The 21211-nt window shown below is 43.8% G+C and carries 16 protein-coding genes; 7 read left to right on the forward strand and 9 right to left on the reverse strand.

Annotated features, from left to right (window positions below):
- Positions 1-37: 37 nt before the first annotated feature.
- Positions 38-1015 (reverse strand): hypothetical protein, encoded by a 978-nt coding sequence (locus tag RB622_RS06240; RefSeq protein WP_308045680.1) that lies wholly within the window; start codon positions 1013-1015, stop codon positions 38-40.
- A 198-nt stretch (positions 1016-1213) separates the two neighbouring features.
- Positions 1214-2542, reverse strand: a complete 1329-nt coding sequence (locus RB622_RS06245; protein ID WP_308045681.1) for an OmpA family protein — start codon at positions 2540-2542, stop codon at positions 1214-1216.
- A 235-nt stretch (positions 2543-2777) separates the two neighbouring features.
- Here RB622_RS06245 and RB622_RS06250 point away from each other — a divergent pair, with 235 nt between their 5' ends.
- Both RB622_RS06250 and RB622_RS06255 read left to right on the forward strand, forming a co-directional pair.
- Positions 2778-2963, forward strand: coding sequence for a hypothetical protein (locus tag RB622_RS06250; RefSeq protein ID WP_308045682.1), 186 nt, complete (start codon positions 2778-2780; stop codon positions 2961-2963).
- A gap of 284 nt (positions 2964-3247) precedes the next feature.
- On the forward strand, positions 3248-4837 hold the full coding sequence (locus RB622_RS06255; protein ID WP_308045683.1) for an ABC-F family ATP-binding cassette domain-containing protein: 1590 nt from the start codon (positions 3248-3250) through the stop codon (positions 4835-4837).
- Positions 4838-4949: 112 nt separating this feature from the next.
- Here the strand turns inward: RB622_RS06255 and RB622_RS06260 are convergent, their stop codons facing one another.
- From RB622_RS06260 to RB622_RS06270, 3 genes are all read right to left on the reverse strand, one after another.
- Positions 4950-5756, reverse strand: a complete 807-nt coding sequence (locus RB622_RS06260) for a glycerophosphodiester phosphodiesterase family protein (protein ID WP_308045684.1) — start codon at positions 5754-5756, stop codon at positions 4950-4952.
- A gap of 243 nt (positions 5757-5999) precedes the next feature.
- Positions 6000-6173, reverse strand: a complete 174-nt coding sequence (locus tag RB622_RS06265) for a histone H1 (RefSeq protein WP_308045685.1) — start codon at positions 6171-6173, stop codon at positions 6000-6002.
- Positions 6174-6472: 299 nt separating this feature from the next.
- Positions 6473-7840: a Gfo/Idh/MocA family oxidoreductase gene (locus RB622_RS06270; protein WP_308045686.1), complete on the reverse strand. Its 1368-nt coding sequence runs from the start codon at positions 7838-7840 to the stop codon at positions 6473-6475.
- 172 nt (positions 7841-8012) lie between these two features.
- On the opposite strand from RB622_RS06270, the gene RB622_RS06275 reads away from it, so the two are divergent.
- The 5 genes from RB622_RS06275 (at position 8013) to RB622_RS06295 (ending at position 15748) form a co-directional block, all read left to right on the forward strand.
- Positions 8013-8687: a hypothetical protein gene (locus RB622_RS06275; protein WP_308045687.1), complete on the forward strand. Its 675-nt coding sequence runs from the start codon at positions 8013-8015 to the stop codon at positions 8685-8687.
- Between the two features lie 373 nt (positions 8688-9060).
- The gene (locus tag RB622_RS06280) at positions 9061-9339 is read left to right on the forward strand and encodes a hypothetical protein (RefSeq protein WP_308045688.1); all 279 of its coding nucleotides are present in this window, start codon (positions 9061-9063) and stop codon (positions 9337-9339) included.
- Between the two features lie 275 nt (positions 9340-9614).
- A complete protein-coding gene (locus RB622_RS06285) occupies positions 9615-11588 on the forward strand; it encodes a T9SS type A sorting domain-containing protein (RefSeq protein WP_308045689.1) in 1974 nt (657 codons plus the stop codon).
- A gap of 102 nt (positions 11589-11690) precedes the next feature.
- On the forward strand, positions 11691-13670 hold the full coding sequence (locus tag RB622_RS06290) for a T9SS type A sorting domain-containing protein (protein WP_308045690.1): 1980 nt from the start codon (positions 11691-11693) through the stop codon (positions 13668-13670).
- 101 nt (positions 13671-13771) lie between these two features.
- The gene (locus RB622_RS06295) at positions 13772-15748 is read left to right on the forward strand and encodes a T9SS type A sorting domain-containing protein (protein WP_308045691.1); all 1977 of its coding nucleotides are present in this window, start codon (positions 13772-13774) and stop codon (positions 15746-15748) included.
- 82 nt (positions 15749-15830) lie between these two features.
- Here RB622_RS06295 and RB622_RS06300 read toward each other — a convergent pair whose 3' ends face one another.
- The 4 genes from RB622_RS06300 to RB622_RS06315 all read right to left on the reverse strand — a co-directional run bounded on the left by RB622_RS06300 (position 15831) and on the right by RB622_RS06315 (position 21209).
- Positions 15831-18455 carry a sodium-translocating pyrophosphatase gene (locus tag RB622_RS06300; protein WP_308045692.1) on the reverse strand — a complete coding sequence of 875 codons (2625 nt, stop codon included), beginning with the start codon at positions 18453-18455 and terminating at the stop codon, positions 15831-15833.
- Between the two features lie 201 nt (positions 18456-18656).
- Complete coding sequence (locus RB622_RS06305; protein WP_308045693.1) at positions 18657-19601, reverse strand: zinc-dependent peptidase; 945 nt, start codon at positions 19599-19601, stop codon at positions 18657-18659.
- A 41-nt stretch (positions 19602-19642) separates the two neighbouring features.
- Entirely contained in the window at positions 19643-20800 is a 1158-nt protein-coding gene (locus RB622_RS06310; protein ID WP_308045694.1) for a DUF2062 domain-containing protein, read from the reverse strand.
- Between the two features lie 52 nt (positions 20801-20852).
- A complete protein-coding gene (locus tag RB622_RS06315) occupies positions 20853-21209 on the reverse strand; it encodes a 3-hydroxyacyl-ACP dehydratase (protein ID WP_308045695.1) in 357 nt (118 codons plus the stop codon).
- Positions 21210-21211: the final 2 nt, after the last annotated feature.

The following is a 21211-nucleotide window of genomic DNA, read 5'->3' on the forward strand; positions in this document are numbered from 1 at the left end:
ATCTTATGTTGATCGCTAGAAAAAAAGAAAAATTTACTCAGGCAAGGGAACGGGCCGCCAACTGATGAAATACCCGCTCGTCCAGCCGATAACGGTCATTCAGCGTCAGGCTGCTGCGGGCATTGAATAATGCATAATTAACCGCATTATACATCAACCAATAGGAAGGCTGCGAACCCAGCAGACGTTCTTCCAGCCGCAATCGTTCCTGCGCCTGCTTGGCTAATTGAACGGGAATCGGTAAGGCTCTCAGCAAACCTTCGTCTGCTCTGGTTACCGCTTTTTGATGAAAACGCTCGTAAACATTAGCAGTAAGTGTAGGCTTGACCAGCAAGTGCTCCGACAATAACGCATGCAGCTGCTGTCGAAACAGCTCCGGTGTTAACCTGCTATGATGGATTTTTCGCACCGAAGCAGCTGATTGAACGTTCTTTTGCGTCTTTCCAGCACTTTTAGTCGGCTGTTTTTTTTCTTTCCCCTTAGAAAATTCCTTCAACCAATGCCTGTAAACCGATAGTTCCGCAAAAGGATCCGCCCAGCCCATTAACCCATTCTGACACAATGCCCTATAAAAACTACTTCCCGGCGCTGTCGTGTCGTCAAGCATGGCTGTCAACGTTTGCCCCTGGATACTAAACGGGGTCTTGCCGTTATAACTATTGGTCAAAATCAAACTTCGATGCAGCAATTCCCCTCCCACCGACAGCTCTTCCGGAAAAATAACAGTGATGCTGAATTCACCCGTGGTCGTATATTTAATTTGAAGGGTATAGCTGGAAAACAGATCATCGACAACCTCCCTGATAAGCACGTTGGGAATAATGGCATAATCCGCGCTCTGGACCCCAAAAATCGTTTTTCGCCCGCCAACAGGTTCCCCAACGATAATCTGCTGCCGGTCAGTGGCCATAATATCATAATCCGGCAGTACATCGGCCAGCCAAACAGGTTCCACCGGATAACAAATGTCCTCCCAAGAATCCGTAAAATGTGGCTGCGCACTGATATATGTCATGATTTACTTTTTTACAGTTGTAAATTTACAATTGGAATAAATGATAACAAAATTTAGTCTGTAAAATAGTGAGAATGATAAGTATAAAGTGATGTAAGAATGTTTAAGATAGTCGCCTATCCTGGTAAATAAGTCTACATAAAAACCAATAATTCAGGTAAAAATATGGATCCATTACCCCGTCATTATTTTTCCCTCCTAATCCCTCCAAACCTGTAACTCTACTCTCCGGTTCTTCATCTTATTCCGCTCATCGCTATTGACAGCCACCGGCGAATCCGGACCTTTCCAATTAAAATTAATTTGCTGTGAATGAACGCCATTCTGCCTTAGGTAGTTGACCACAACCCGGGCACGGTATTCGGACAGACTTACGTTCAGCGCATGTTTTCCAACATTATCCGTATGTCCTGTTATCTGCACCTTCCAATCAGGCATTTTCGTTAAAAAGCCGGAAACAGAATCCAGCGTCAACTTTGTTTTTGTTCTTAGCGCATAACTACTTTGGTCAAAATAGAGCACGACCTTATCAGCAGACCAGTTGGACGTGTGATTACCGACCGAAACAACTGTGTTATCAGATTTTGGCAGAGGGCTATCGACCTGGATCGCTCTGAAATTCAAACCGGGCATTACCGTGAAATTTTCTTCCTGAAGCACGTCCTTGCTGCCCGCAAGAACGGCTTTAAGCACATGCTGGCCTAAATTCACATTTTTCAGCATAATGTCTGTCCATGGTTTCCCCTTGGCAAACGGGAGGTGCGTTCGGGATGAATATTTATCTGTGATTAAATATTCCACATTCAGGCTATCCGGAGCGTTTAAAGTAAGTGCGAGTACCGGACCGATGTTTTTGAGTAACTTGATTTGATAAACAAGATCCCCCTTCCTGCCCGGATCCCTTTTTAAGTTCCCCTGATAACTGTCGAAACCATCCGAAGTTACCGTTAAATCAACATTATCCAATTCGCCTATAAATGACACCATGGGTGCGCTGGCTGTATCGGTGTTTAAACAATAGGTTTGTCCGCTTTTAACAAACGTCAGACAAATTTTGGCGGTCAGCAGTTTTTTCATGTAAGCATCCCGCACTTCAAAATGCGTCTGGGCAGCTCTGCCGCTGTTGACGGCCGTATCCATTTCCTTCATCTCGGGTTTATAGGGGCTGACAATTTGCTGCGAATCGAGTGCTATCATCGTCATTCCAATTTTAAACCTTTCCTTATTTTTGCTTTCCCCAAGCATGTGTATGGGCGTTGAAACTGTTCGATATCCCCTGGATTCAAAAATAAGACCGCTCGCATCCGCAGGTATAGCCAGGTCAAAGATGCCGTTCCCGTTACTCTCTCCGGCATTCCATTTTTTCCCGTCCACCAGCGCTGTTACCTGTACCTTCAGATCTATTCCGGTCGCTATATCCCAGCAGCTTCCATTGATAAAAATGGAGTCACGAGCTAATGACGTATCAACCTGATCCATCGTTTGTGGTGTATTGCAAAGCGTCCAGAGTAATAGGAATGAAAACATATACATTTGGTTAAAATGGCCTTTTGTTCCTGGTTTTATACCGACTCACATTCCCTCCTCGCAGGTCCTCAAAACTAACAAAATAGTTATCCATTTACAACATCATGATTCTTTATCCGGAGACGGGTATTATGAAAAAACAAAGACAGGATTTCACACCCATATTTGTGCATTGATTTTATAATAAAAACATTATATTTACCCTAATCAATTGATAATCAAATCCATAATCAACATGGCCATAGCATTCATTATTTTGAGTATCGGCTTAATTTGGTATTATGCAAAAGAACCCGGCAGTGACAAACTCAATTGGTACCGCGTTGCCAATGGCGTTCTGTTATCGCCACTGCTTCCCCTGTTCTCCTTATTGTTTTCTAAAAAAGATAGCAAAAAACCGACGCCAACTGAAGGTTTGTAAATGATTATGTCTTCACAAGATCGGACATAATCCGGAATCAAATTACCGGTTATTCCATAATTCAATGATTGGGATAAAGTCCCGGGGATTGCCAAACACGGCTGCTCATTAAAAATTTGAACAGATTTCCGTTGAATACTCAGAAACGGGTCTCTTCTAAAAAATCACTACATTTGCATTTCAAATTCAAAGAGCACGCATCATGTGAGATACAATTTCTTTCAGACAAAAATTAAACGGGAACGATCACGTCTCCTGTGACTATTCATTTTAAGAAAGAAATAATGCTTATTTTACAAAATATAACCTATATCCATCCGGATAGGGATTTGCTGTTTGAAAACATCAGCCTTAATGTCCGTAAGCAAGACAAAATTGCTTTAATTGGTAACAACGGATCAGGAAAATCTACACTCCTGAAAATACTGGCCGGTATTTTACACATTTCTGACGGACTGGTCAAAACAGAAGACAGCCCCTATTATGTTCCGCAGATTTTTGGACAATTCAATGATGACACCATTGCCAGTGCCTTAAAAGTTGAGGATAAATTAATTGCATTGCAGAAAATACTGAATGGCCACCTAACGGAAGAAAACCTCGCGCTACTGGCCGATGATTGGACCATTGCAGAAAGATGCAGCGAGGCCTTATCCCAATGGAAGCTGGATGACCTGGATTTGACACAGAAAATGGGAGCGCTGAGCGGCGGCCAAAAGACCAAGGTCTTTCTTGCCGGCATCATGATCCACCAGCCCAAGATCGTCTTGCTTGATGAGCCAAGCAATCATTTGGATCTACAAAGCAGAAATATCCTTTATGATTATATCAAGTCAACCACCAATACACTGCTGGTCGTAAGCCACGACAGAACTTTATTGAATCTGCTCAACACGGTTTACGAACTCAGCACACGCGGCATAACGGTTTATGGAGGCAATTACGACTTCTACACCGAACAGAAAACGATCGAAAGTGATGCGCTGAATCAGGATTTAAAAAGCAAGGAAAAAGCGCTTCGTAAAGCGAAGGAAATAGAAAGAGAGTCGTTGGAGCGACAGCAAAAACTGGATGCACGCGGAAAGAAAAAACAGGAAAAGGCTGGACTTCCGACCATCTCCATGAACACATTCAGGAATAATGCAGAAAAAAGCACTTCCCGCATAAAAGATGTCCATGCAGGGAAGATTGATGCTATTTCACAAAAATTGAGTCAGTTGCGAAAAGAATTGCCCGATGCCGACAAAATAAAAATCGGCTTTGACGACTCTATACTGCATAAGGGAAAAATACTGATCACTGCCGGAGCTATTAATGCCGGATACGATCACCGGCTATTGTGGAAAAAACCGCTGAGTTTTCAAATTTTAAGCGGTGAACGAATTGCCATCAATGGCCTTAACGGTTCTGGCAAAACGACGCTGATAAAAATGGTGCTTGGCCGAATTCAGCCCGGAATCGGTGTCATTCACAGGGCAGATATGCGATCCATTTATATTGATCAGGATTATTCGGTGATTGATAATCGCCTCAGTGTTTACCAGCAAGCGCAGCAATTCAATTCGGGCGCGTTGCAGGAGCATGACATAAAAATCAGACTTAACCGGTTTTTATTTACAAAAAATGATTGGGACAAATCCTGTAACAGCCTGAGCGGGGGCGAGAAGATGCGCCTGATATTGTGCTGTCTGACCATAGCCCATCAGGCTCCGGATATGATCATACTGGACGAACCAACCAACAATCTGGACATTCAAAACATCGAAATTCTGACTTCGGCTGTCAAGGCGTATCAGGGCACATTGCTCGTGGTGTCTCACGATGTTTATTTTTTGCAGCAGATTCGTATTGAACGGACTATTGATTTAGATTAAAGGTGCAAACTCCTGACAGATTATAGTTTTATATCTGTCGGGAGTTCTATTTACTATGCTTTGCACCGCTGAAAGGATGCTCCACAAGTTTTTCTTCATACTTTCATACCTATCATTGCTGAACAAAAAACTTTCGAAACTCAGAATCGATCTGGAAGTTTTTCACACCGATCTCCTGCATACGCTTACAATCATTACCTGCGTCGGCCATCATGTTCTGTGATTTTCGGTAATGAAATTTATTAATTGCGGCAACGGTAAGAATATTATGCACCGTCGCCCACTTCACATCTTCTCCGGTCAGCGCAGCCGGCCGTTCGAAGAGAAAATAGTGTGACGCATGATAACCCGGTTTTTTCATATTTTCTTCCAGCTGTTTCCGGGAACAGCTCAGCTTTATTTTCCCTGTAAAATAATCCGTCGACTCGTCCGTACCAATCATTAAGGCACCGCTGCGAAGATCATACTTATCCAGCAAACCAATCAGCCGGCCAAACAATACCGAGTCCATTCCGGCAATCTTGTTATCAAGCATAACCCCAAGTTTATTTGCTTGGCAAAATCTGAGCACCTCTTCCAGTTGCAGGGGCGTACTGCCGTCCAGCGTACTTTTCAGTTTCCTGATCTCGGCCCAATCCATGTCTGAAACCCTTTTATTAATGCCATAATATCTTTGGAAGTCATGATCATGATTCGCGATCAGCACACCGTCTCTGGTAACTCTCAGATCGGTTTCGACCATTTGATACCCGTCCCTGACAGCAAGTTTCAACGCTGCCAAGCCATTTTCGGTGTAGGAACTATCCACCACCCCACCACGATGGGCGATCAATGACTGCCCCTGGGCATTTACAAGATAAGACCCAAATCCCAAATGAATCAAAAAAACGGCAATCCAATTAAATCTGATACTACGCATAATGCAGGAAACTTTACGTGATCGGGTTGCTTACAACCCTCGTTATTCGTAAAAAATATACCCCGATTTTTTTTACGAATGCTGTAAATTTATAAAATCACTTCGGACCTGCAATTTCCCGTTGGCTTTTCTTAGCTTAATCCAAAATAACGAAGTCTGCCTAACCTACAAAGAAGCTAAAAAATAAAATCCTGACTGTTTCCAATCAGGATTTGCTGTTCGCGAAATTCGTGTTGATTTATATCAGCTCGCTTTTTTCTCTGTTACTTCTGTCCGGATTTCCTGAGCAATTACCTTGAATTGCTGCATTGCATTACGTACGCGTGTCCCGGCAGCTTTATTTCCTTTTTCATAAAATGCTGTAAAATCTGCTTCAACGGTTTCAAGCATTTCTTTTAACTGACTGAATTTTTCCATGATAATGGTTTAAATTTTGTTGTTGTAAATAGACTGATAATGTAATCGGGGCCTAAAATAAGGTTTTCATTTTAAAGTATACCCATTTTTTATCTTCTTCCCTGGTAATTTTATCCTCCTTGATGGCTAAAAGGAAACAACTAGCATCCTATCTGCCATTGAGACAATATACTTAAGGTGAATTCCGAAAATCAAAAAACTGCTTCTGCGCGCTTATCAACGATGTTCCAAAATTTAACAAAAAAACCAGAGACGCCTTAAAAGCTACCTCTGGTTTAAACATCCATACATAATATTCTCTAAACTTTGTCCGGATGCGGATGGGTATATGGACTGCGGTACTTGCGGGCCAGTAAAGCATTCGCTTCCCGATCTCCGACAATCTCCCTTTTCTTAGGATCGTAAACAACCGGACGCCCCGTTTGCATCGATAAATTGGCAAGAATACAGCTGGCCGTCGATATATGTCCTTCTTCAATATCTGCAACCGGCCGGCTGCTATTCTCAATCGCACTCAAAAAATCAAGCATGTGCAAACGTGTCGCAGGCGCAGCATTTAATTCTATTTTGTCTTCTGTAAGATCTTCCGGATATTTCTCTTTTTCGTAAACTACATCCTTATGAATTTTCTCTCCTTTACCCTGAGGGGTAAAATCGTATGACATGGTACTGGCCCTTAAGGTGCCCTTTTCACCATAAAGCGTGAAAGACCAGGGATAGGCGGGATCCGCAGGCGTCCCCCATGACCGGTGCTGCCAGACACAATTCAGTTCGTCATATTCAAAAATCGCTGATTGCGTGTCAGGAATATTTGACTTACCCTCTTTCTGAACGTAAATACCGCCCGTAGAGCTTATCTTTTTCGGCCAGCCAAGTTTGAGCATCCAGCGTACCGTATCAAACATATGAATACACATATCTCCCATGATACCGTTTCCATATTCGTTAAATGTACGCCACCAGCGCACGTGTGGCAAGCCGTCATAAGGGCGCATGGGCGCAGGGCCTGTCCACATTTCATAGTCCAGAAAATCTGGAACTGCCTGCACGGGAGGATTTCCGTTCGCTTTCATGTGGTAATAACAACACATTTCAACATGTGAAATTTTACCAAGCAACCCGGCGTCCACAATATTTTTCTTCGCTTCTATTAAATGTGGCGTACTTTTTCGCTGCGTACCCACCTGTACCACTTTTTTATACTTTCGCGCCGCAGCCACCATCGCCTCTCCTTCCATAACATCCACACTGATCGGCTTTTGCACATAGACGTGGGCGCCAGCTTTCACGGCATCAATCATTTGCAGTGAATGCCAATGATCGGGCGTGCCAATCAAAACAATATCCAGTTCATTTTCAGACAGCATTTTCTGATAATCGCCATACAAACGTGGCGTTTTACCCGATTTCTGGCGTTGACTAACTAATTTGGCGGCTTCCGAAAGTTGGTTTTTATCAACATCACAAAGCGCAATTACTTCAACCGGCGCTACCTGTATCAAACGAAATAAATCACTTTTGCCGTACCAACCCGTACCAATCAATCCGACCCGGTAGGGTTTTGCTGGATTAACCAGATCCATACCCTGCGCTCCAAAAGCGGTAAGTGCAAGTGCGGCCGAAGAACCGTAGAGAAATTGACGTCGGTTAATATTGAATTTATCCATCTAGCTATTTTGTTTCAGGCTGGTTTCGCCAGTTTAGTAATGAGGTTTATCAATAAAGCCAGTGTTAAGGCTAAAATACTTTGACAGCCGCACTGATTTTAGACTTTGCTCCGACTTAATGGTCTTTTGCTATTACAAATAATTTAAAAAAATGTACATTTAACCGGCAATATTGTCTACTCCCAACACCCTTTACAACGCCATGCACCGCAAAACAATTTTGTATTTATTGCTGACAGCCAGCGTCATTGCGAGTTTCGCACCGGCAAAAAAAATCGGCGTGTTTGATGTTAATTCGGATATTGGAGCACCAAAGCTACCTGGCTCTGCGACGTATGACAAAACTTCAAAAGTGTACACTTTGAAAGGTTCAGGTTACAATATCTGGTTTGAACGCGATGAATTTCAGTTTTTGTACAAAGAACTGCACGGTGACTTTACTTTAACGGCCGATTTTGAGTTTGATGGAAGCGGTGTTGATGCGCATCGCAAAGTGGGCTGGATGGTCCGGGAATCGCTTTATGATAATGCCTCCCATGTCAGTGCAGTACTCCATGGAGACGGCCTTACCGTACTTCAATGGCGGGTTAAAAAAGGCGATAAAATGCGTGACCCCGAAGATGAAATTTTCAGTGCTGAGAAAAACGTTAAAACGGTTCAGCTCCGCCGAAAAGGAAAAGAATATACGATGATGGCTGCTAAAAAAGGAGCACCACTGCAACCCGTAGGAGCCCACGTTATGCATAATCTTCCCGACAAAATTATTGCAGGCTTATTTATCTGTTCGCATAATCCTGACGTGCTGGAAACAGCCAGGGTAAGCAATGTTCAGGTGATCCGGGATTAATTCTGAAAAAAATCAAATCCTGTTCGCAAAGCCTTGCTAATGCTTTCAAAATCCGATTTTTTACATTTTACAAAAAGTATGTCACATCAAAAAGCAATTTTCAAGCCAAGCATGCAGATCTTACTTAGCTTGTTTTTCTAAATTTCAGTTCTATTAGTCAATATATTATTATTTGTATTTAATTCGTAATTTTTCCCACGTTAACACCGAAGTAAATCACGAAAATGATTATTCTGTTGAGAAATCATTTAAGCCGCCTCGCCTTTCAATGCGGGGCATTTTTTATCCCCAGGCATCCCTTCACCACCGTTCACTGGTACAACTTTTGTAAACTATTAAGCACAATTACATAGCAAGCTTAATAATTAATAAAATGAATCTTCAATCTCTCGAAACAAATCAGGACAATTTACTGATGGCCCAAACGGATCTGGCAGTACTTAAAGATCTGTTTCATACCCTTAATGACGCGGGAATCAGCCTGTCTTCATTAAACAGCTCAATCGTCTTACTGGAAAAATATATAGAAAATGCCTCCATTTTAATTCCGGATTTTGGCACACCGGCGCTTTGTGGCATGAAATATGATCAAAACAAAAATTCCCACCTGTGGAGAAAGCGTAACAGAACTTTCGCATACCAGCCCGCGTAAATCGTATAAAATTTGGAAAAAAACCGGATTGAGTTTTCTTGATCCGGTTTCTTATTGCTACACAGCTACCATCCCATTAACGTTATCCTTCCTATCCCAACCGGCACGGTTTTCCTATCATTTTTCATTAAAAAACAGTTACAAAAAAACAGATTCAATTTATTGAAAATGAGATAATTATATACACAATTTTCAGCAAAAATTATGTAAATTCATAGAGCGTTCTGATGCGCTGAGCGGTCGTTTATATTTCCCTAATATTAAACATAACCCCTATGAAAAATCTTTTACAATCTTCACTGAAAATGGTTCTCTTTTCAGCCATTTTCCTGACCAGCACTTTTAACACCTTCGCACAAAACTGGAATCAGCTTATTAAAATTACAGCACAAAACAACGGAGGGAGTTCAGCAAGAAGTGCTGTCGATCTTTACGGAAATTCTGTGTCAATATCTGGGAATTATGCTATCGTGGGAGCTCATTTTGAAGATGAAGATGTAAATGGGTTAAACACTGTGACGAATACGGGCGCGGCTTACATCCTTTACAACAATGCGGGAAACTGGGTGCAGGTGAAAAAGATCACAGCGCCTATCCGCGAAACATTTGATGAATTTGGGATTTCCGTCTCAATCAGTGGGGATTATGCAATCGTTGGCGCTTACGCTGAAGATGAAAATGCGCTGGAGACTAACACGCTGGCCGGTTCGGGCTCGGCTTATATTTTTAAAAAAGACCAGGGGGAAACCGACAACTGGGGGTTGGTGAAAAAGATCACGGCGTCCGTACGTGGAATAGGTGACAGTTTTGGCTATTCGGTATCGATCAACGGAAATTATGCCATTGTAGGTGCTTACCAAGAAGATGAAAACGCAAATGAAACCACCACGCTGAGTGCTTCCGGCTCGGCTTATATTTTTAAAAAAGATTTGGGAGGTGCTGATAACTGGGGACAAATCAAAAAGATTACTGCTTCAACGCGTGGCGTCACCGACTTCTTTGGTTATGCTGTGTCAATCAACGGTGATTATGCCATTGTGGGCGCTTATTTTGAAGGCGAAGACGCCCTGGAGGCCAATACTTTAAGTGCATCTGGCTCGGCTTATATTTTTAAGAAGGATCAAGGTGGGGCAGATAGCTGGGGGCAGATAAAAAAAATTACCGCTCCCATCCGCAACGACAATGACCTCTTTGGCTCATCTGTATCCATCAGTGGTGATTACCTCATTGTTGGCGCTTACGCTGACGATGAGGATGCTTCAGAGGCCAATACTTTAAACGGATCTGGCTCGGCCTATATTTTTAAGAAAAACCAGGGCGGCACTGATAATTGGGGGGTCTTAAAAAAGATAACCGCTTTAGCACGTACTGCCGAAGATATCTTTGGTCTATTCGTATCTATAAACGGCGAATATGCCATCGTGAGTGCCACCCAGGAAGATGACGACGTCAATGAACTAAACCCATTAAATGTTTCGGGCTCTGCCTATATCTTTAAAAAAGATCAGGATGGTACTGACAACTGGGGACAGGTACAAAAAATCACAGCCTCCGTTCGGGCTATCGGCGACCAGTTTAGTACTTCCGTGGCAATCGATGGAAACTACGCCTTGGTGGGCGCTGCTGGAGAAGATGAAGACGCTTCAGGAGCCAATACTATATCCAGCGCCGGATCTGCTTATATTTTCCACTACACACCGCCTCTGCCCGTTACCCTCATCACATTTAACGCCGTCAAAAATGAAAACCAGGCAATGCTGAGCTGGGCAACAACCATGGAAAGCAATGCTGATTACTTTGACATTCAAAAAAGCACTAACGGACATTTTTGGAAAACGTTGGGACGGGTACCGGCGGCCATTAACAGCAACAACCTCAGATCCTATTCCTTTACCGATCCTGATCTTTCTGATGAAAATTCGCCCGGTTATGAGCGCTTATACCGCCTCAAAATGGTCGATCTGGACGGCAGTTTTGCATACAGCCGCATGGTAAGTCTTTCGTTTGACAATCACCCGCGAACCATCCTTTACCCTAACCCGGTATCGGACAAACTTTACTGTAATCTGGCAGATGCAGCGCATATAGCATCCATCATGATCATCAACAGCGCCGGACAGATCTTGTTACAATCTTTCGACGCTAAGATAGGTATTCCCGTCAATCGTCTTACTTCCGGGACTTACCTGGCTCAAATCAGGAAAAAAACAGGCACTGTGCAGTTCCAAAAGATAATCGTCGTACGATAACTGATGAGCAGAAACGTAAATCAAAAAACCAGATCAAGCGCTATTGTTTTACACGTATACTATTACCGTGGTTAATGTTTTTCGATTTTAAACTTAACTGAAATGAAACCTCTTTTAAAATCCTTACCGAAAATGGTTCTCTTTTCGGCCATTTTCCTGACCAGCACTATGCATACCTCCGCACAAAGTTGGAACCAGATTATCAAAGTTATAGCACAAAACAATGGCGGTTCCTCGGCAAGAAGCGACAACGATTTCTACGCACGTTCTGTGTCAATATCCGGAAATTATGCAATTGTCGGTGCCCATTTTGAAGATCACGACGCCAACGGGTCAAATTCTGTGGAGAATACCGGAGCGGCTTACATCCTTTACAACGATGCCGGAAACTGGGTCCAGGTGAAAAAAATCACGGCACCTGTTCGTGAGCCATTTGATGAATTTGGACTTTCTGTCTCAATCAATGGGGATTATGCAATCGTTGGCGCTTACGCAGAAAATGAAGATGCACTGGAGACTAATACTTTGGACAATTCCGGCTCGGCTTATATATTTAAAAAAGATCAGGGCGGCACGGACAACTGGGGGCTGGTAAAAAAAATAACGGCTTCCACACGTGCGATAGAGGACAGGTTTGGTTATTCGGTATCAATTAGCGGGAATTATGCCATTGTCGGTGCTCATGCAGATGATGAGGACGCAAATGAAACCAACACTATTGATGATTCCGGCTCGGCCTATATCTTCAGGAAAGATCAGGGTGGGGCAGATAACTGGGGGCAAATACAAAAAATTACTGCCTCTACCCGTGGTATCCAGGATCGCTTCGGCCATGCTGTATCAATCGGTGGCGATTATGCCATTGTGGGCGATCCATTTGAAGAGGAAATCGACGTTCCTGAGGCCAATACGATATTTACATCAGGCTCTGCTTTTATTTTCAAGAAGGATCAGGGTGGCGCAGATAACTGGGGACAGGTACAGAAAATAACAGCCTCCGTCCGGGCTCCCGGCGACAATTTTGGTAATAAAGTAGCAATCAGTGGTGATTATGCCATCGTGGGTGCTCCTTATGAAAATGAAGACGCGCTGGAGGCCAATTCTTTATATTCATCAGGCTCGGCTTATATTTTTAAGAAAGATCAGGGTGGTGCTGACAATTGGGGGCAGGTAAAAAAAATAACGGCCTCCTCCCGTGCTGCCGAGGATTTCTTTGGCCTCGGCGTATCGATCAACGGTGAATACGTCATTGTGGGCGCCCCTTCTGAAGACCAGGATGCCAATGAAATTAACACTTTAACGGCGTCGGGTTCAGCTTATATCTTTAAAAAAGATCAGGGTGGTGCTGATAACTGGGGACAGGTACAGAAAATAACAGCCTCCGTCCGGGCCACCTTCGACAGCTTTGGGACTTCGGTAGCAATCGATGGGAATCATGTCATTGTGGGCGCTCCCGGGGAAGATCACGATGCTTCGGAAGCAAATACCGTAACCAGTTCCGGATCTGCTTATATTTTCCACTATACACCGCCCCTGCCCGTTACCCTCATCACATTTAACGCCGTCAAAAATGAAAACCAGGCAATGCTGAGTTGGGCAACAACCATGGAAAGCAATGCTGATTACTTTGATATTCAAAAAAGTGTCAACGGGCATTTTTGGAAAACGTTAGGACACGTACAGGCAGCTGTTGAAAGTGATCAGCTCCGGTCCTATTCTTTTATAGACAACAATCCATTGGATGAAGATTCCCCAGGTCACGAAAACCTATACCGGCTCAAAATGGTGGATCTGGATGGCAGTTTTGCTTACAGCAGGATTATAAGTCTGTCATTTGACAATCACCGGCAAACCATCCTTTACCCTAACCCGGTATCGGACAAACTTTACTGTAATCTGACAGATGCAGCGAACATAGCATCCATCAGCATCATCAACAGCACCGGACAGATTATGTCCCAGTCTTTTGAATATGGCAAAGCAGGTATTCCCGTCAATCATCTCACTCCCGGGATTTACCTGGCGCAAATCAGGAAAAAAACAGGAGCTGTGCAATTCAAAAAGATAATCGTCGTACGATAACTGATGATCAGAAAGGTAAATCAAAAAATATAGCAAGCACTATTGCTTTATACGTATACTATTACCGTGGTTAATGTTTTTCGATTTCAAACTTAACTGAAATGAAACCTCTTTTAAAATCCTTACCGAAAATGGTCCTTTTTTACGTCATTTTCCTGGCCAGCACTACGAATGTTTTTGCACAAAGTTGGAATCAGCTTATCAAAGTTACAGCGCAAAACAATGACGGTTCGTCGGCAAGAAATGCCAACGATTTATACGGGAAGTCTGTGTCAATATCTGGAAATTATGCTATCGTGGGTGCCTATCATGAGGGTGAAGACCCTAATGGATTAAATTCAGTTGGAGATGCGGGAGCGGCTTACATCTTGTACAACAATGCCGGAAACTGGGTCCAGGTGAAAAAGATCACAGCACCTGTCCGTGAATTGGGTGACGTCTTTGGCAATTCTGTCTCAATAAGTGGAGACTATGCCATTGTAGGTGCTCACCAAGAGGATGATGATGCACAAGAGACTAATACTTTGAACAATTCCGGCTCGGCATATATATTCAGAAAAGATCAGGGCGGCACAGACAACTGGGGGCTGGTAAAAAAAATTACGGCTTCCACACGTGAGATAGACGACGTATTTGGCCATTCGGTATCGATCAGCGGAGATTACGCCATCGTAGGTGCTTACTTAGAAGACGAAGACGTAAATGAAACCAACACTTTGAGTGAGTCCGGTTCGGCCTATATCTTTAAAAAAGATCAAGGAGGTGCAGACAACTGGGGACAGATCAAGAAAATTACGGCTTCTACACGTGACGGCGCAGACCAGTTTGGCTGGTCTGTATCAATCAACGGTGATTATGCCATTGTGGGTGCCCAGCTTGAAGATGAAGACGCTCTCGAGGCCAACACTTTGAGTTTTTCCGGTTCGGCCTATATCTTTAAAAAAGATCAGGGGGGCGCAGATAATTGGGGGCAGATCAAGAAGATTACGGCGTCTACACGTGACAGCGGAGATTGGTTTGGCTGGTCTGTATCAATCAGTGATGATTATGCCATTGTGGGCACGCCTTATGAAAAAGAAGACGCTCAGGAGGCCAATACTTTGAATTTTCCCGGTGCGGCCTATATTTTTAAGAAAGATCAAGGAGGAGCAGATAACTGGGGACAGGTACAGAAAATCACGGCCTCCGACCGGGCTGGCCTCGACTATTTTGGCTGGTCTGTGTCAATCGGAGGCGACTATGCTATTGTGGGTGCTCCTTTTGAAGATGAAGATGTTTCGGAAGCCAATACTTTATCTTCCGCTGGCTCTGCTTATATTTTTAAAAAAGATCAGGGCGGAGCAGATAACTGGGGACAGGTACAGAAAATCACGGCCTCCATCCGGGCTGACTTCGACGTGTTTGGTATTTCGGTAGCAATCGATGGGGATGATCTGATCCTGGGCGCTTATGGGGAAGCTCAAGATGCTTCGGAAGCCAATACTTTAGTATATGCCGGATCGGCTTATATTTTCCACTACACATCGCCCCTGCCTGTTACACTCATCACTTTTAAAGCTGTTAAAAATGAAAACCAGGCGCTGCTGAGCTGGGCAACCACCATGGAAAGCAATGCTGATTACTTTGATATTCAAAAAAGTGGGGACGGCTTTATGTGGAAAACGTTGGGACGGGTACTGGCAGCTGTTACAAGTGATCAGCTCCGGTCCTATTCTTTTATAGACAGCAATCCATTGGATGAAGATTCCCCGGGCCAAGAAAATCTGTACCGACTTAAAATGGTGGATCTGGATGGCAGTTTTGCTTACAGCCGTATTGTAAGTCTGTCATTTGGCAATTACCCTCGAACCATCCTTTACCCTAACCCGGTATCGGACAAGCTTTACTATAACCCGGCAGATGCGGCAAATATAACATCCATCAGCATCATCAACAGCGCCGGACAGATCATGTTCCAGTCTTTTGAATATGGTAAAGCAGGTATTCCGGTCAATCGTCTCACTCCCGGGATTTACCTGGTGCAAATCAGGAAAAAAACAGGCACTATGCAGTTTCAAAAAATAGTCGTCGCACGATAAAAGAAATAACTGATTATCCAAAACTGAACAACAAAAAACCGGATTAAAATAACTTAATCCGGCTTTTGTTCATTACCTTTTCTCACTTTTTAGTAACACGAATGGATATACGGCGATTTTGCGCCCTACCCTCTTCCGTATCATTGGAAGCAACAGGATGCTCTTCTCCATATCCTTCCGATTCAAGGCGGGCATTGTCAACCCCCAAATCGGCCAATGATTTTTTCACCGACTGCGCACGTTCGCTTGAAAGTTTCAGGTTCGCCGCGGCATCGCCGGTGTTGTCTGTATAACCACCCAGTTTTATCGCAACAGCCGGATATGCCTTCAGGATTTCAGCAACATTTTCCAATTGTTCTTTTGACTGCGGTTTAAGGTTCGCGCTACCCGTTTCAAACAAGAGACGATCAAAGTCAAACCAGGTTTCCTTATCCACCTGTTTGTCCGATTTAATAAATGCTAAAAGCGACGATTCCACCGGATTTCCCGTAGATGCAATATTCAGCTTTACCCCATTGACATCAAGCGTTGTCGTTTCAATATTCTGAAGGGGCATTTCAATAACCTCCTCTTCCACAACAACCACTTTATCCGAAGGAATAACCGCGATATGCGGGGCGATCACCAGAGACACGATCGACATCAGCTTAATCAAAATATTCATCGAAGGGCCGGAGGTATCTTTAAACGGATCACCAACAGTATCCCCCGTAACCGCAGCTTTATGCGGATCAGAACCTTTGTAATACGTTTTACCTTTGATGTCAACACCTTTTTCAAATGATTTTTTCGCATTGTCCCAGGCACCACCGGCATTATTCTGAAAAATACCCATCAATACCCCGGAAACTGTTACGCCAGCCAGGGTGCCGCCCAATACTTCCGGGCCAAACAGGAAGCCAACGGCAACCGGAACCAGCAGGGCGATCAAACCCGGCGCCACCATTTCCCGGATGGACGCCTCCGTTGAAATAGCCACGCATTTGTCGTATTCCGGTTTGGCAGTCCCCTCCATAATACCAGGAATTTCCCGGAACTGGCGACGAACTTCTTCCACCATTTTCATAGCGGCACGCCCCACAGCCGCAATGGCGAGGGATGAAAATATAAACGGGATCATGGCACCCACAAAAAGCCCTGCAAGTACATTTGCTTTGTAAATATCAATCGAATTAATGCCGGCTACACCACAAAACGCCGCAAACAGTGCCAGTGAAGTAAGCGCCGCCGAAGCAATCGCAAAGCCCTTTCCAGACGCCGCAGTGGTATTACCAACCGCATCCAAAACGTCGGTACGCCCACGGACTTCTTCCGGCAAATGAGCCATTTCAGCAATACCACCCGCATTATCGGCAATCGGCCCAAAGGCATCAATGGCAAGCTGCATGGCTGTCGTTGCCATCATCCCGGCTGCCGCAATGGCTACACCGTATAAACCTGCAAATTCATAACTGATAAAAATCCCCGCTGCCAGCACCAATGTTGGAATAACCGTGGATTCCATTCCGACAGAAAGTCCGCCGATAATATTGGTCGCGTGCCCCGTAGACGACTGATTAACAATTGATTGCACCGGACGCTTTCCCATTGCTGTGTAATATTCTGTCACGGTCGACATAATAGCACCAACAATAGAGCCGAGCAAAATCGCGTAAAACACATGCATGGAAGTAAATTCAACCCCGCGAATGGTGAGAATTCCATCCGGCAACATCCACATTGTTAACGGATAACAGGCAATCAAAGTCAATATAATTGATCCCCAGTTTCCCCGGTTCAGTGCGCCCTGCACATCACCGTGATCCCCACTGATCCGGACAAAAAGCATGCTGATGATGGATGCGATCAAACCCACACCCGCAATCACCATCGGGAGTAAAATCGGAGAGATTCCCCCAAAATTATCCATACTATCGGAAGCAATTTCCCTGCCCAAAACCATTGTCGCCAGAATTGTAGCCACATACGAGCCAAATAAATCGGCTCCCATACCAGCCACATCTCCTACGTTATCTCCTACGTTATCCGCGATGGTGGCAGGATTACGCGGGTCATCTTCCGGAATACCTGCTTCCACTTTCCCCACCAAATCAGCGCCTACATCGGCTGCCTTGGTGTAAATTCCTCCTCCTACACGTGCAAAAAGTGCAATGGATTCGGCACCCAATGAAAAACCGGCAAGTACTTCCAATACTTTTTCCATGCCAAGTCCATTGACATCTGCGCTATCTTCTACAAAAAAATGATACAGAATAATAAAAAGACCACCCAATCCGATGACCGCCAAACTCGCCACCCCGATTCCCATCACGGAACCACCGGTGAAAGACACTTCAAGCGCTTTGGTTAAACTGGTACGCGCCGCCTGCGTGGTACGTACGTTGGATTTTGTAGCGATATTCATCCCGATATATCCGGCAAAGGCCGAGATGAAGGCACCCGCAATGAAGGAAGCACCAATAAAAACACTGGAATTTTCAACCAGTGTGCCGGAATAACCCAATAAAATACTGACAATAATACCGAAGACGATAAGAACGCGCCATTCGGCTTTTAAAAATGCAAGGGCACCGTCTGCAATGGCATCTGCTATTTCTTTCATGTTGCCATCTCCGGCATCCTGCCTGATAACCCAACCTCGTTTAAAAAACATAACCAGCAAGCCAATCAGGCCTAATACTGGCACTAAATAGGTAATATTACTCATGCGCGATATGAATTAGGTTTAAGGTATTAAATTCTCGTAAATATAGAGAATGCGACCTCATAACAAAATCCAAAAGTGCTTATTTTTGTTCAATTCGTATTTTTTTTGTAAAAATACACAGAAATTAAACTGAATTTTTTGATTATATAATATTATTCGTCAAAGTTAGTCCTTATAACACACCGGATACAGCACTAATACTCAGCGCATTGATTTACCGCCCGGGGTTAAATGATAGAAATGCGATAGGGTATCATACAATTCCGGGTGTTTTTGGCTAAATTCTTCCGGATTGTTGAAGAAATATTCACTGACAACCGCAAGAAATTCCGCGTTGTTGGTAATCGCATAGGGGTTAATATCCGACTCGCCGCTCCTGATTTCGAGCATCTCTTTTTTGATCAGATGCAGCCACGGCAATGCATATATGTTATCGGCGAGACGTTCAGGCATCCCATCGGTTTCACCATCTTCCCGGTCCAGCAAATGCACAAATTCATGAATACCTACGTTATTATCACCCTTTCTACCGTTGAATCCATTCAACAATGCGGGTTTTGATAAAAGAAGCGAGTGGTTCATGTAGCGGTTTCCCACCATTCCTTCAATATTTTCGGAAGACTTATTCTCGCCAATTTCGAATTTTTCACTGAAAGAGGCAGGATAAATCAGTACCTCATTTAATGCCGGATAATCGAAAGCAGGAGAGGCAAAAGTTGGAATAATAGCACTTGCAGCCACCAAAACGCGAACCTGGTCATCAATCTCGGTATCAATACCTTCTACCCTTTTTTCAAGCAAAAACAATTGCACTCTTTTTTCAAACAACGCTTTCTTTTTGGCATCAAGATTTTGGAAGAAAACAGCGTGTTTTTCCAGAATATCGCGCCAGGACGCTGGAAAAGCAGTTTTAAAAACAGCAAGCCTTGCATAAGATTTTTTGTACTGAAACCTGTGAATTACCGCAATGATCCCAACCAGAAGAAAACCAATGAGATACAGCACATTTTTCTGGCTGAAATAAGCCAGTATGCCAAAAAGGACCATCACGCCGAGCTCCCAGCCAATAGCCCTGACGCGGGCGGATCTCAACTGGTTTTCATAATAAGTTTTCAGATCCTGAACAGAGGTAATGGTCGGATTCATGGCGAAAAATAACGATTGATGAACGATTCGGGATAAAAGGATCAGTTGTGTTTTCTGGCGAGTTTGAGTATAAACCAGGAGACAGCAAAACCGATCAGGCCCGTAACAAGTGCCAACAATGTTCCACCTAGAAAATACTGAACAAAGTTAACGTGGATAGAATCCAGCGTCAGGTCCTTGACAGAATCCAGCTGAACACCGTTTTTATAAAACAATCCCCCAAATTTATAGCTTCCGAAAATAATAAATGGAATTAAAGGTGGTAAACTGATATTCGCTGCGCTAAGAAAAAGCACCTTATTCATCCTGAAATAAATGGAAAGCGGAATCCCCACCAGAAGCTGAAAGCCCCAGATCGGAACGATACCCATAAAAAAGCCAAAACCAATCGAGGCCGCTTTGCTGTAATTGCTTTCATCAGGCTTCCGGGCTTCCTCTTTTATAATTTTCCAGAGCCCTTTCTTTTTTACATACAGAAAAAGCCGTTTGGGCAGATAATAAAGCAGCGTCAGGATCACGAAATAAGTATTCAGAATACTGATCCGCGTAAAATCCCGGAACGGGCGAAAGTGCGTTACACGTTCATTGCTATCGTAAATAACCTGGATATTGATCGGCATGATCTTGACATCCTTCCACGCCAGTTTTACAATAACCTCTATTTCCGTCTCAAATTTGGATGTAAAAAGTCTGATATTTTTTATCGGATCCAGCGGATACAACCTGAAACCGGTTTGTGTATCGGGAAGTGTAAGTCCGGTCTCGAATTTAAACCAGAAATTGGAAAACTTATTCCCGAAAGAACTTTTCCCAGGCACACCTTCCTGGGTCATGTTGCGGGAACCCATTAGCAGCGCATCCGGATTTTTATAAGCCGCTTCTATAAATAAGGGAATATCCTCAGGCAGATGCTGCCCGTCGGAATCAATAGAAATTGCGTTTTTATAACCCAGCAAAATCGCCTCCTTAAAACCACGGCGGAGCGAATAACCCTTTCCCCTATTTACTTCGTTGGTCAGCACATGAATGCTGTCGCCATAAGTAGCCAGGATAACGGCCGTATCATCCGTGGAACCGTCATTGATCACGATAATATCTCCCTCGCCATACTTCAGAACACCTTCGATAACCCTGCGAAGCGTCTTCTGATTATTAAATGTGGGTATTAGAATACAGCAATGGATATCTCTTAAAGTCATTGATCAATATAAACGATGCACAGGCGTTATTCCGGCACGAAAAACTAAAAGATTAAATATAGGAAACTTGCGCTTTAAAATACGTTACGCCATCATAACTGCCCGACGCAATAACTTCTACCATTTCACCGGTTGTAAATTTAAGGTCAATTTTTATTTCGGGTGTTTCCTGCGGATTAATAATCTGAAGGAATTTGCAGGTCCGCATCGTTTTCATTCTCAGTTGGCGTTTCAGATGTTGTTCCAGCAGTTCCTTAACAATCTGTAATTGCACGACGCCCGGCATTACGGGAGCTCCCGGGAAATGTCCGCTAAAAATGACGTGCGCAGGATCTATCGCTATGGTAGCAGCAATGGTTTCCGGCCCGGAATTAATTTCAGCTATGGTGTATAAACTATTGAGAAACATTC

The sequence above is a fragment of the Dyadobacter sp. LHD-138 genome, assembly GCF_030929615.1.
In the GTDB taxonomy this organism is placed as follows: Bacteria; Bacteroidota; Bacteroidia; order Cytophagales; family Spirosomataceae; genus Dyadobacter.